The following is a 12,294-nucleotide window of genomic DNA, read 5'->3' as shown; positions in this document are numbered from 1 at the left end:
TGGATGGCTTTGTCACCAATCGGGTTTGGCGTGGCGAGCGCTTTTCGTCGATAATAGAAGGCAAATTAGGGCTTCACCGGCGTCGCCGGTCATCGTTGCGGTGACCGGCGAGTTTCATGAAGCCGGTCTTCAACATCGCTTTTATGTTGTTGCCGGCGCGATCGCGGCAACGCGTGGCACAGGTCAACAACAGAGGGACAACGGCATGGCATCGGTTAACAAAGTCATTCTCGTGGGCAACCTGGGTCGCGACCCGGAAGTCCGCTACAGCCCCGACGGGGCCGCAATCTGCAACATGTCCATCGCCACTACCTCCACCTGGAAGGACAAGGCATCGGGCGAACGCCGTGAAGAAACCGAATGGCATCGCGTGGTCATGTACAACCGCCTGGCCGAGATCGCTGGCGAATATCTGAAGAAGGGCCGCTCGGTCTACATCGAGGGCCGCCTGAAGACTCGCAAGTGGCAGGACAAGGACACTGGCGCTGACCGCTACAGCACCGAAATCGTGGCCGACCAGATGCAGATGCTGGGCGGCCGCGAAGACGGCGGCGGCGGTGGCGGCAGCTACGGCGGTGGCGGCGGCTACGACGACGCGCCCGCGCGCCAGCCGCAGCAGCGCGCCCCGGCCCAGCGGCCCGCGCCCCAGCAGCGCCCGGCACCTCAGGCGGCGCCCGCCGGCGGTGGCGCCAACCTGGCCGACATGGACGACGATATCCCGTTCTGATATTGCCCGCGGTGGTACCGATCAACGCCCGGCCAGCCTTGCGCTTGCCGGGCGTTGTGACTTTTGGCGGGGATGCCTTGCATCGCAGCCCGGCATCGCACCCCCTCCCTGGGGTACTGCTGTCCACAGCCTGTGCACAGCATTTCAACAGCTTGCCCACTGGTTTTTGCATCTTTTCCACAGCTTGTGCACAAGGCCTGCGCCGACATGGATTCAGCCATCCCCAGGCCTGCCAGCCGCATTTCATCGCCCAGTCTCATTCCGCCCGATCCGCACCGGCGGCAAACCCGCATGCAGACTCGCTCCACGCCCGGGCCGCGGGTTATCCATCCACAGGCTGTACACAGCATCTACACAGCTTGTTCACCGTTATCCGGGGGCTTTTCCACAGCTTTTCAACAAGGGGGCGGGGCTGGGGCCGCTTCGCGCTAGGATGAGCCCATGTTCATGCCGTGACCGTCCCAGGAGCAACCATGACCCAGAACATCTACGACACGCCCGATTTTTTCGAGGGCTACAGCCGTCTGGCCCGTTCGGTACATGGCCTGGAGGGTGCACCAGAATGGCCCGCGCTACGGACCCTGGTGGCGGATGTGAAGGGGTGTGACGTGGTGGATCTGGGCTGCGGTTTCGGCTGGTTCTGCCGCTGGGCCGCCGAGCAGGGTGCGGCCAGCGTCCTGGGACTGGATGTGTCCGAAAACATGCTGGCGCGGGCACACGCCACGACCGTCAATGCCGCCATTCGGTATGAACGCGCGGACCTGGAACGCTTGCAGTTGCCGCCGCAAAGCGCCGATCTGGCCTACAGTTCGCTGACGCTGCATTATCTTGAGCGCTTGCCCGCGGTGTTCGCCACCGTGCATCAGGCGCTCAGACCCGGTGGCCGTTTCGTGTTTTCGTGTGAGCATCCCATCTACACAGCACCGGCGCGGCCGGGATTCATGTCGGACGGCGATGGGCGGCGGATCTGGCCTCTGAATCACTACGCCTTGCGTGGCGAGCGCCGTACCGATTGGCTGGCCAACGGAGTGATCAAGCAGCATCGCACGGTGGCGGACTACGTGAATCTGCTAATCGGCGCCGGCTTTGTCCTGGCGCACATGGACGAATGGTCGCCCGGCCCCGCCCAGCTGGCGGCACAACCGGCGCTGGAGGAGGAACTGGACCGGCCCATGATGTTGCTGTTGGCGGCGAGACGCTGAAAAAATCGCCCGGCGGGGGCAACGAGTGTGGTTGAAACACTTGGTTTCACAATAACCACTTGCTCTATCTATCTAGTAGTAGGTAAGATTCATCCATCGACGCAGCACTCAGGCAATATCGCAGCGTCGCCCCAGACCAGAAATACAGTAGTTCCCGTTTTTATTTATCTCGGTGTCTATCTATAAGTAGATAGTTTAATCGAAACCTTCCAAGTCATTGTTATCTGGAGATCAACCATGAAGACCCTCGTATCCGCCCTGATCCTGTCTGCTTCCGTCATCGGCGTCGCCCAAGCCGGCGAGCTGGACTACCCGCCCGCGCTCGATACCCATAGCACGGTGACCCGCGCCCAAGTGCAGCAAGAGCTGGCCGCAGCCCGCGCCAATGGCGAATTGGTGAGTACCGAAGAAGGCTATGCCGCAGCCTCCTTCGTCAGCGCTGGCGACAAGAGCCGCGCGCAAGTCAAGCAGGAGCTGGCCGCCGCCCGGGCCTTGGGCCTGACCGATAGCGGCGAACTGGACTACCCGCCTGCCCAGGGTTGAATGTTTCCTCTTTAATCTATCTATAAGTAGATAGCTCAATTTCACCTTACGTACCAATCCTTACTGGAGAAGCCTCATGAAGACCCTCGTATCCGCCCTGATCCTCACCGCCTCGTTCCTCGGCGCCGCGCATGCCGGCGAGCTGGACTACCCGCCCGCGCTCGATACCCACAGCACGGTGACCCGCGCCCAGGTGCAACAAGAGCTGGCCGCCGCCCGCGCCAACGGTGAGCTGGTCAGCGATGAAGAAGGTTATGCCGCGACAACCTTTGCCAGCGTTGGCGACAAGAGCCGCGCGCAAGTGAAGCAGGAACTGGCCGCCGCTCGCGCCCAGGGCCTAACCGACAGTGGCGAACTGGACTACCCGCCCGTGCAAGGCTGAGTCCGATGTCGGCCACGGCGAACCCCGGGGGGCGGGAACTTTCCCGGCCGGGGTTCGCGGTTGTACCGGCACGTCGCGAAGGGCCCTAGGGATTACCGCCGATGACGTACCGACCTATTAGTAGGTAATATTCAGCCATGGACACTCCGACCCCCAACACCACCCGCGACCAGTTGCTGACTCATGCCGAGAAGCTGATCCGCACGCGCGGCTGCAACGGCTTCAGCTATCGGGATCTGGCTGAGCACGTGGGCGTGAAGACGTCCAGCATCCACTATTATTTTCCCTGCAAAGACGACCTGCTCTACGAAGCCGTCGAAGCCTACAGCGCCCGTGCCTTGGCATCCGTGCGTGGCATCGACACGGCCCAGCCGGCCCGTGCCCAGCTCGAAGCCTATCTTTCGATGATGGAGTCGAAAGCCTGTGGTGACGGCGAGCTGTGCCTGGGTGGCATGCTGGCCGCCGAAATGATGAGCCTGCCGGACCGTGTCCGCGGCGCGCTGCAGGGATTCTTTCGGGCGCACGAAGCCTGGCTGGCGCGCGTCCTGGCGCAAGGCGTCCAGGAGGGCACCTTGAAATTCTCGGGCAGCGCCGAGGCGGCGGGGCGAGCGGTCTTCGCCACGGTGCAAGGGTGCCTGCTGGTATCGCGGCTGTTCCAGGCGCCGCCCGCCCTGTGCGAAGCGATCAGCGCCCTGTATGTCGAGTGCCGGGACCAGCCCGCCGCCTGACATCGCTTTTGCCTCTTGTCGCCACGGCCGCAACGCGCGACCTTGCGGCCCGTTGTGTTGGCGGCGCCGCTCATCGCGGGCATTAAGGAACCACCTCGATCATGCCGCCAGCGCGCGCGCCATGTCGGCGCTGCCGCGCGCCTGCACGCCCAGATCGCGCATGCGTTGCAGAAAGGCGGCCTGCGCATCCGCGAATCCCGTGACCGGACTGATGCAATCGTTCAATAGCACGACGCGCGACAGATTGCCGCTGGGCAGGTATTCGGCGATGTGCTCGACCGTGGCCTTGACGCAATGACTGCCGGCTTCGCCAGCCACGATGATGAGATCGGCGCGGTCCAGCGATTCGAGCAATCTGCGATTGAGCTGGCTGCGCGGATCATCGGCGTCTGGCACTTCGGCCATGAGTGCGCTGTAGTGTTCTGTCCAGGGGTTGGCGCCTTTGGGCACCTTGCGCACGATGAATTGGCGTTCGTCTTCCCAACGGGCATAAGCCGCGCGCACGTCGGCGTGGATGTTGTGACCCCAGGTACCGATCTCGCAATGCACCGGCCAAACCATCAGCGTGTAGCGGCCGCGGGCTTCCAGTTCATCCAGGTAGGCCAGTGTGCGCGGCAGGTCGTCGACATGGCGTGGCTGGAAGGCGCCTGAACGCACCTGGCTGGCGGTAATGGGCGTGAAGGGAGCTACCGGCCGACCGTCGCCGGTGCGCCAGAAGGTTGGGTGCGCGATGTCCAGCCGGTGATGCGAATCCAGCGTGACCGTGATGGCTGACAGCGCGGGCGCAGTGGCGTCGATGAAGCGTGCCAGCCGCTGCATGTCCGCATGCGCGCCGGGAACCGGCAGCGCGGGCGCGACCGTCTCGCCGGTCAAGGGATCGACTGGCAGGTGGCTGGCGGGAAGGTCGCAGAAATCATTCTGCGGATCGATGATCAGGAGATGGGCGGAACGCGACATGGCGGCACAGGCGGGGAGTGAATACGGAATATAGACCGGGATAGACACCGCGCGCGAGGGTCAGGGCCTGATCCGTCGGTGGCCGCGATCAGGTTGGCGGCATGGCTCAGAACAGCACCAGATGCCGCGACAGGCTGGGCAATTGGCGCAGCAGGGCGCGCCACAGGAACCACATGCGGGCCAACCCCGCCACGATGACTGCTGCGCCGACATAGTAGAAAGCCATGATCCGCTCCGGATTCAAAATAGCACGATCGTGCGAAATTGATTTGCAACAATGCCAGCTCGCGCCGGCAAAATGACTACTCGATGTATTTGAAACTGCGATACGTGGAAATCAAACGCTCATAGGCGGCGCGCACCCGTTCCCGGGCCTTGGGATCGCGCAGGAAGCGGGCATCGTGCATCAGCCCGATCATGAGGCTGTACACCTCGAATACCAGTTGCTCCGGATCGGTGTCCGAACGCAGGTGGCCCTCTTCCAGCGCTTGCCGCACGGTCCGCACCATCACGCCGCGCCAGCGGCGCAGGTTGTTCTCCAGGATTTCGCGCAAAGGGGATTCGACATCGTCGAATTCAAAGGCGCCCGCGATGTAGATGCAGCCGGTCAGCAGCTCGACGTTGCAGGCACGCTCGATCCAGAGGTTTACCAGGGCATTCAATCGCGGCAGGCCGCGCGGCTGTGCCATGGCAGGCGTGAAGACGGCGGCGGTGAAGCGGCGTTCGTACTCGTCCAGCACGGCCTGCTGCAAGGCTTCGCGCGACCCGACCCGCGAGAATACCCCGCTTTTGCTGATGTCCAGGCGTTTGGCCACCTGGCCGAGCGACAGGCTCTCGAGCCCCTGGGCGGCGGCCATGTCCAGGGCCGCGTCGACAATGGCCGCGAAAGTCAGTTCGCTTTTTTCGGTCTTGGCAGTCATACCGAAAATTTAGCACGACCGTGCGAAAATAGCATTGAATCTCAGGGAATGAGCGTGTTCCGGCGGCGCCGCCGCCAAAAGAAAACCGGGCAGCCCCTGGGGCTGCCCGGTCCAAGGTGCGCCGCGCCCTGGTGGCCGCCGTGCAATCAGGCGCGTGCGGCCTTGAATTCCAGGCGGAACTTGTGCAGCAGGGGTTCGGTGTAGCCGTTCGGCTGGGTCAGTCCTTCGAACACCAGCGCGCAGGCGGCCTTGAACGCCAGCGAGCGGTCGAAGTTGCCGGCCATCGGCAGGTAATGGGGATCGCCGGCATTCTGGCCATCGACCACCTTGGCCATGCGCTGGAACGTTTCCATGACCTGTTCGCGGTTGGTGACGCCGTGCCGCAGCCAGTTGGCGATGTGCTGGCTGGAGATCCGCAGCGTGGCGCGGTCTTCCATGAGGCCGACGTTGTGGATGTCAGGCACCTTGGAGCAGCCCACGCCCTGGTCGATCCAGCGCACCACGTAGCCCAGGATACCCTGCACATTGTTGTCCAGTTCCTGTTGGATGTCGGCGGCGGACCACTTCGAGCGATCACCCACCGGCACCGTCAGCAGGCCGGCCAGCAGTTCATCGCGCACGCTGTCGAGCTTGGTGCGTTCGAGTTCCTGCTGGACCGCCTGCACATCCACTTGATGGTAGTGCAGCGCATGCAGGGTGGCAGCGGTGGGCGAGGGCACCCAGGCGGTATTGGCGCCGGCCTTGGGGTGCGCGATTTTTTGCTCCAGCATGGCAGCCATCAGGTCGGGCATGGCCCACATGCCCTTGCCGATCTGGGCGCGGCCGCGCAGCCCGGCATCCAGGCCGACCAGCACGTTGTTGCGCTCGTAGGCGGTGATCCAGGCAGTGGACTTCATATCGCCCTTGCGCAGCATGGGGCCGGCTTCCATGCTGGAATGCATTTCGTCGCCGGTGCGGTCGAGAAAGCCCGTGTTGATGAATGCCACCCGCGCCGCCGCGGCCTGGATGCAGGCCTTGAGGTTGATGCTGGTACGGCGCTCTTCGTCCATGATGCCCATTTTCAGGGTATTGCGCGGCAGGCCCAGCAGATCTTCGACGCGATCGAACAGCTCGCTGGCGAACGCGGCCTCCGCCGGGCCGTGCATCTTGGGTTTGACGATGTAGACCGACCCGGTGCGCGAGTTGAGCTTGCGTTCGCGGTCCTGCAGCGCGGCCAGGCTCGTGACGACGGCATCGAGAATGCCCTCGGGGATCTCCTGGCCGTCGCGATCGAGCACGGCCGGATTGGTCATCAGGTGGCCGACGTTGCGCACGAACATCAGCGAACGCCCGTGCAGCGTCAGGGCCGTGCCGTCAGGACGGGTGTACTGGCGGTCGGGATTGAGCTTGCGGGTGAAGGTCTTGCCGCCCTTGGTGACCGCTTCGGTGAGATCGCCCTTCATGAGGCCGAGCCAGTTACGGTAGATATGGACTTTGTCCTCGGCATCGACGGCGGCGACGGAGTCCTCGCAATCCATGATGGTGGTCAGCGCGGCTTCGACCAGTACATCCTTGACGCCGGCGGCGTCGGTCGCGCCGATGGCGTGGGCGCGGTCAATCTGGATCTCGAAATGCAGGCCGTTGTTCTTGAGCAGGATGGCGCTGGGCGCCGCGGCATCGCCTTGGTAGCCCTCGAACCGGGCCGGCGCCTTGAGCGTGGTCGCTCCGTTGGCCAGGGCCACCTTGAGCTGGCCGTTCTCGACCGAGTAAGCGCGCGCGTCGGTGTGCGAGCCCTGGGCCAGTGGCGCGGCGCTGTCCAGGAAGGCACGGGCGCGGGCGATGACCGCGCGGCCGCGCTCGGGGTTGTAGCCGCTGCCACTGTCGCCTGGCGTGGCGGGAATCGCGTCGGTGCCGTAGAGCGCGTCGTACAGGCTGCCCCAGCGTGCGTTGGCGGCGTTCAGGGCGTAGCGGGAATTCGAAACCGGCACCACCAACTGCGGGCCGGCCTGTTGCGAGATCTCGGTGTCGACGTTGTCGGTGGTGGCGCGCACGCTGGCCGGCTGCGGCAGCAGGTAGCCAATGCCTTCCAGGAACTGGCGGTAGGCGGCGGGATCGGCAATGGGGCCGGGATGGGCGCGGTGCCAGGCATCGAGTTCGGCCTGCAGTCGATCACGCTCGGCCAGCAGCGCTCGGTTCTTGGGCGCCAGGTCGTGCACCAGGGCCGCGAACCCCTTCCAGAACGCGTCGGCGTCCAGGCCGCAGCCGGGCAGCGCCTCTTGTTCGATGAACTGGCTGAGATTGGCCGCCACTTGCAGGCCGTGGTGCTGAATGCGTTGAGTCATGCGGGTCTCTGACGATTGGAGGTCTGGGCGGCGCGCGCGCCGGGCGAATCTGTCCATACATCATCGTTCGCGTGCGCCGCAAAGTCCATATCAAAACCCGCTGGTCATACCAGTTTGTTCGCAGCTTGCTGGGCAAACATCGTTTTTTTATGTTTTTATATCAGCAACTTACGAGAGTGGTTGGCGGCGGTCGGTATGTGGCGCGCGCTTGGTCATACCACTGTTCCGGAGAATGCATGCACGCGGAAACTGAAGCGAAACCCCGCCAGGTGGCGGACGAGGTGGCAGAGCGCATCGAGCGTCTGATCCTGGACGGCGTCCTGAAGGCCGGCCAGGCGCTGCCGTCCGAACGGCGCTTGACCGAGAAGCTGGGCGTGTCGCGTACCGCGCTGCGCGAGGGCCTGAAACTGTTGCGCGCGCGCGCAATCATTCATACCGCGCAGGGCAAGGGTTCGTTCGTGGCGCGCATCTCGCAGGTGGACGCGGGACCGTTGATGCACCTGTTCAATTCGCAGCCTCGCACGCTGTACGACCTGTTGGAAGTGCGCTCGTTGCTGGAAGCGGATTCGGCGCGGCTGGCGGCCCTGCGCGGCACCGAGGCCGATTTCATCATGATCCGCCGCCGCTACGACGACATGGTAAATGCGCAGGCCGCCGACACCGCCACCCACGCGCACCTGGATCATGCCTTTCACCTTGCCATCTGCGAGGCCTCGCACAACCCGGTGCTGGTGCACACGCTGCAATCGCTCAACGATCTGATGCTCGGTTCGGTGTTCGCCTGTGTCAATAATCTGTACCACCGCGAACCCGAGAAGCGGCAGATCGACAAGCAGCATGCGCGGCTGTTCAATGCCGTGATCGGCCGCCAGCCTGAGCAGGCCCGCCGCGCCGCGGCCGACCACGTCGACAGCGTGCGGCAGAACCTGGCCGAGATCGAGCAGGAAGAGCAGCGCCTGGTGAGGGCGACGCTGCGCCTGGAGGGCTGGACCTAGCGTGCTGCCCCGTTTTAGCGGTCTTCGCTCATGGCGTTGGCCAGCGCGAGCGGCTTGCCGGCGTAGACGCGGCCGAAGCGGTTGCCCAGCAGGGCTTCCAGGGCGATTTGTTCCTGACCGAGGAAGCCGCGTTGCGGCAGTATTCCCTGCGCGACCAGATCCAGCGCTGCGCAGATGCCGGCAGCGGTGGACAACTGGATGGCGCTGAGCCGGTGGCCATCCACCTCGGCGCCGAATACGCGGATGGGATACGACTCTTCTTCCAGGCGGCCGTGGCGGTGGCCTGAGGCCTGGGCCTGGATGACGATCACGTCCTGCTCGGTAGTGGGAATGGCGGTCTCGAAAATGTCCTTGAGCAGGTCGCGGCGATCGCGCAGCCGCAGATCGTTGAGCAGCAGCTTCATCAGGTTGCAGTGGCCTGGATAGCGCACCGACTTGTAGTCGACATTGCGCGCGCGGCCCAGCAGGGTGGCGGGCAGCGTGCCCAGGCCGCCCGATGTGTTGAAGGCTTCGTATTCGACGCCATCCAGTGCGAAGGTTTCGTAGCCCTCGAGCGCCGGCACGCTGGTCAACTGGCCATCGACGATGGCTTCGCACGGATTGCAGTATTCGTTGATCAGCCCTTCCGTGCTCCAGGTCAGGTTGTAGCGCAGGCTGTTGGATGGGTAGCGCGGCAGCGCGCCCACCCGCATGCGCAGGTCCAGCAGCGTATCGAAGCGCCGCGCCAGCGCATTGCCGACGATGCCGATAAAGCCTGGGGCCAGGCCGCATTGCGGCATCAGCACGGCACCTGCATCGTCGGCCAGCGCCTGGATCGCGTGGGTGCTGGCGACGTCTTCGGTCAGATCAAAATAGTGCACGCCAGCGCGGGCGCACAACTGCGCGACCGCGATGGCGCGATGGAACGGCAGGGCATTGACGACCGCGTAGCGGCCCTCGATGCAGCGGGCCAATGCCGCATCGTCTGAAATCTGGCGGGTATCGCAACCCAATTCGGCGACTGCGCGCAACCGTTCGGCATCCTGATCGGCAACCAGAACCGAATAGTCGCCGCTGCGTTCGAGCATCAGGGCGATGGCGAAACCGATTTTTCCGGCGCCCAGGAGAAGGACGGGCTTGGTTGAGGTGGACATGTTGCGGCTCCTGCATAGAGGGGGATGGGTTGGCCTCATCCTATGCGTGGGCGCTGTCGATTTGTAGATACCAAATAGTCGTAACGGCTATATCTATCGTTGATATGACTTAATTGATTGTCGAAACGTCAAAAAGAAAACCCTCCGGACGGGCCGGAGGGCTTTGCGGGCGATTGTCCGGCCTGTCGCCAGGCCACGCAATCAGCTACCCATGGGGGGGTAGTCCATGTTGCCGAAGGTGACCAGGCCTTCCGCCTTGGCCTGGGCCAGTTCGGCCTTGACCTGATTGCGGCTCAGCGACGTGGTCTCGGCGGCGCGGGCAACGGGCGGGTAATCCAGGTTGCCGAAGGTGACTTCACCGGCGTTCTTGGCTTGAGCCAGTTGTTCCTGCACTTGCTGCGAAGTCAGGCTCGACTTCGAGGCGATGGCCGCGGGGTAGCCTTCTTCGCCGAAGGTGTATTGGCCGGAAATCTTGGCCTGTTGCAGTTCGGCCTGGACCTGGGCGCGCGTCGGGCCTTGGTTGGCTTCAGCGGCCTGGGCGCCAGCGGCGGCGAAAACGGACATGGACAGCATCAAAGCGGTAGCAAGGGTTTTCATAGCAGACCTCCATATGTCTTGAGCTTGGGATCCGAACCTCTGGCCTGATTGCCGGGGGATCGCTTGCTGTGTCCCGATGAGATGCATTCTGGGCTCAAATGACCCTGGGATAAACCCTTATTTTCTGAAAACATCTTTCCAAAATCGCCACTAATAGGTTCGATCTTTACCAAATGGCACCATAGGTGGCGATATTTCCATTTGATGACGCAATAGGTAGTGGTTGGCGCGCATCGCGCGGCTCAGTCGATGATCCGGGGGCTCGGAGGAGGGGGGAGGGACTGGCGGGACGCGCCGCCCACGGGGCTGGGCCCCGGGGGGCGCGAATGGCGGTAGGGGGTCAGCGATTCAGATCGGCCAGCGCGGCGTTATATTCGGCGCGGGCTTCGTCCAGCTTGCGCTGGGCCTTGTCGATCTTTTCTTGCTTGCCCTTGGCTCGGGCTGCTTTGAGTTCGTCTTCGCGTTTGAACACCTTGTTCTGCTTGTCGCGCACATGGGCTTCGCGCTCGGCCTCCAGGCGACTATCGGTGCAATGCGCCCTGGTCTCGGCCAGCGCTCTTTGCAAGCCCGCCACGCGATGCGAGTTGTTGTGAGCGCGCGCGTAGATGAGCTCACGTTCGAGGTGGCAGATCTTGGCGGCGCAACCGCGTTGCACCGAGCATTCGGCGTGGTCGTTGGCGTATGCCGGCAGCAGGCCGGACAACGCGCTGGCCACGGTGGCGGCCAGCAGGGTTTTGGTCAAAGCGGACATGCGGGTCTCCGTAAAACACGTCTCGGAGCGGGCATCATCCCTCAAGCATGGCGCGTCCGCAATGCGCCGGATCAGCCGATCAGGGTGCCGGCAAGCGCCGCCGCGACCAGGATCGCACCCAGCCAAAGGTTGGCTCGGAACAGCATGAAATTGCGATCCGGACGCTGGATGTCGAACACTTTCAACTGCCACGCCAGGTGCACGGCGATCGCCGCCATGCCGACGTAATAAGCCCATGACATACCGATGGCAAAGCCGCCCCAGGCCCACAAAATCACGGTGCCGAGATAGAAGCCGCCGATCCATAATTTGCCCTGGTCGCCGAAGCGCATGGCCGTGGAATGCAGGCCCAGGCTGCGGTCATCGCGCACATCGACGTAGGCATAGATGCTGTCGTAACCCACCTGCCACAGCACCGCGCCGAACCACATCGCGATGGCCGCCAGGGGCACATGGTTCTGCGTATCCGACCAGGCCATCAGCATGCCCCAATTGAAGCAGATGCCCAGCACCACCTGCGGCCAGTAGGTGACGCGCTTGCACAGCGGATAGATGAAAACGAACGGCAGGACGGCCACGGCGAGCCAGCGACTCATGCCATTCAGGAAGAACAAAAGGGACCCGCAAACCACTAATTGGCCGATCAAAAACCAGACCGCATTACGCATGCTGAGCTGCCCGCTGGTCAGCGGACGGAAGCGGGTGCGTTCGACGTGTTTGTCGAAGTTGCGATCGCACATGTCGTTGACGGTGCAGCCGATGCCGCGCATCAGCAGCGCGCCCAGCGAGAACACCACCAGGCGTTGCAGGTCGGGCAGGCCGCCGGCAGCCTGGACCAGCGCGGCGATACAGGGCAGCAGTGTCAGCCAGGTGCCGATGGGGCGGTCGAGCCGGCACAGCCGGGCGTAGGGCCGCCAGGATTTGGGCAGCCAACGTTCGACCCAGTCGGTGAAAACAATGTCGCTGAGGTCGACGGGAGAGGATTGCGGAGCGCTCACTGTCACGGCGAAAGAAAAGGGAGGAAAGCCGACAGCATAA

13 protein-coding genes are annotated in these 12,294 nt (G+C 63.7%); 6 read left to right on the top strand and 7 right to left on the bottom strand.

What is annotated here, in order from left to right:
* Window positions 1-205 precede the first annotated feature (205 nt).
* The 5 genes from ssb to AC6LKG_RS07535 all read left to right on the top strand — a co-directional run bounded on the left by ssb (window position 206) and on the right by AC6LKG_RS07535 (window position 3,582).
* Window positions 206-727 (top strand): single-stranded DNA-binding protein, encoded by a 522-nt coding sequence (ssb, locus tag AC6LKG_RS07555; protein ID WP_026382027.1) that lies wholly within the window; start codon window positions 206-208, stop codon window positions 725-727.
* 473 nt (window positions 728-1,200) lie between these two features.
* A complete protein-coding gene (locus AC6LKG_RS07550) occupies window positions 1,201-1,929 on the top strand; it encodes a class I SAM-dependent methyltransferase (RefSeq protein ID WP_498163760.1) in 729 nt (242 codons plus the stop codon).
* 237 nt (window positions 1,930-2,166) lie between these two features.
* Window positions 2,167-2,472 (top strand): DUF4148 domain-containing protein, encoded by a 306-nt coding sequence (locus AC6LKG_RS07545; RefSeq protein WP_498163759.1) that lies wholly within the window; start codon window positions 2,167-2,169, stop codon window positions 2,470-2,472.
* 76 nt (window positions 2,473-2,548) lie between these two features.
* Complete coding sequence (locus AC6LKG_RS07540; RefSeq protein WP_498163758.1) at window positions 2,549-2,854, top strand: DUF4148 domain-containing protein; 306 nt, start codon at window positions 2,549-2,551, stop codon at window positions 2,852-2,854.
* A 137-nt stretch (window positions 2,855-2,991) separates the two neighbouring features.
* Entirely contained in the window at window positions 2,992-3,582 is a 591-nt protein-coding gene (locus AC6LKG_RS07535; RefSeq protein WP_498163757.1) for a TetR/AcrR family transcriptional regulator, read from the top strand.
* A 99-nt stretch (window positions 3,583-3,681) separates the two neighbouring features.
* Here AC6LKG_RS07535 and AC6LKG_RS07530 read toward each other — a convergent pair whose 3' ends face one another.
* The 3 genes from AC6LKG_RS07530 to AC6LKG_RS07520 form a co-directional block, all read right to left on the bottom strand.
* Window positions 3,682-4,539 carry a cysteine hydrolase family protein gene (locus AC6LKG_RS07530; RefSeq protein ID WP_498163756.1) on the bottom strand — a complete coding sequence of 286 codons (858 nt, stop codon included), beginning with the start codon at window positions 4,537-4,539 and terminating at the stop codon, window positions 3,682-3,684.
* Between the two features lie 302 nt (window positions 4,540-4,841).
* Window positions 4,842-5,459, bottom strand: coding sequence for a TetR/AcrR family transcriptional regulator (locus AC6LKG_RS07525; RefSeq protein ID WP_498163755.1), 618 nt, complete (start codon window positions 5,457-5,459; stop codon window positions 4,842-4,844).
* 146 nt (window positions 5,460-5,605) lie between these two features.
* Window positions 5,606-7,780 (bottom strand): malate synthase G, encoded by a 2,175-nt coding sequence (locus AC6LKG_RS07520; RefSeq protein WP_498163754.1) that lies wholly within the window; start codon window positions 7,778-7,780, stop codon window positions 5,606-5,608.
* A 236-nt stretch (window positions 7,781-8,016) separates the two neighbouring features.
* Here AC6LKG_RS07520 and glcC point away from each other — a divergent pair, with 236 nt between their 5' ends.
* The gene (glcC, locus tag AC6LKG_RS07515; RefSeq protein WP_498163753.1) at window positions 8,017-8,775 is read left to right on the top strand and encodes a transcriptional regulator GlcC; all 759 of its coding nucleotides are present in this window, start codon (window positions 8,017-8,019) and stop codon (window positions 8,773-8,775) included.
* A gap of 14 nt (window positions 8,776-8,789) precedes the next feature.
* On the opposite strand, the gene AC6LKG_RS07510 is transcribed toward glcC, so the two are convergent.
* The 4 genes from AC6LKG_RS07510 to ubiA all read right to left on the bottom strand — a co-directional run bounded on the left by AC6LKG_RS07510 (window position 8,790) and on the right by ubiA (window position 12,254).
* Window positions 8,790-9,908 (bottom strand): saccharopine dehydrogenase family protein, encoded by a 1,119-nt coding sequence (locus tag AC6LKG_RS07510; RefSeq protein ID WP_498163752.1) that lies wholly within the window; start codon window positions 9,906-9,908, stop codon window positions 8,790-8,792.
* A gap of 201 nt (window positions 9,909-10,109) precedes the next feature.
* A complete protein-coding gene (locus tag AC6LKG_RS07505; protein WP_498163751.1) occupies window positions 10,110-10,505 on the bottom strand; it encodes a DUF4148 domain-containing protein in 396 nt (131 codons plus the stop codon).
* Between the two features lie 340 nt (window positions 10,506-10,845).
* Window positions 10,846-11,256, bottom strand: coding sequence for a DUF1090 domain-containing protein (locus AC6LKG_RS07500; protein ID WP_498163750.1), 411 nt, complete (start codon window positions 11,254-11,256; stop codon window positions 10,846-10,848).
* Between the two features lie 71 nt (window positions 11,257-11,327).
* Complete coding sequence (ubiA, locus tag AC6LKG_RS07495) at window positions 11,328-12,254, bottom strand: 4-hydroxybenzoate octaprenyltransferase (protein ID WP_498163749.1); 927 nt, start codon at window positions 12,252-12,254, stop codon at window positions 11,328-11,330.
* Between the last annotated feature and the right edge of the window lie 40 nt (window positions 12,255-12,294).

Source organism: Achromobacter sp. 46006 (assembly GCF_059761975.1).
Note: the sequence above shows the minus strand (reverse complement) of the source record. Positions and strands in the feature narration are given on the sequence as shown.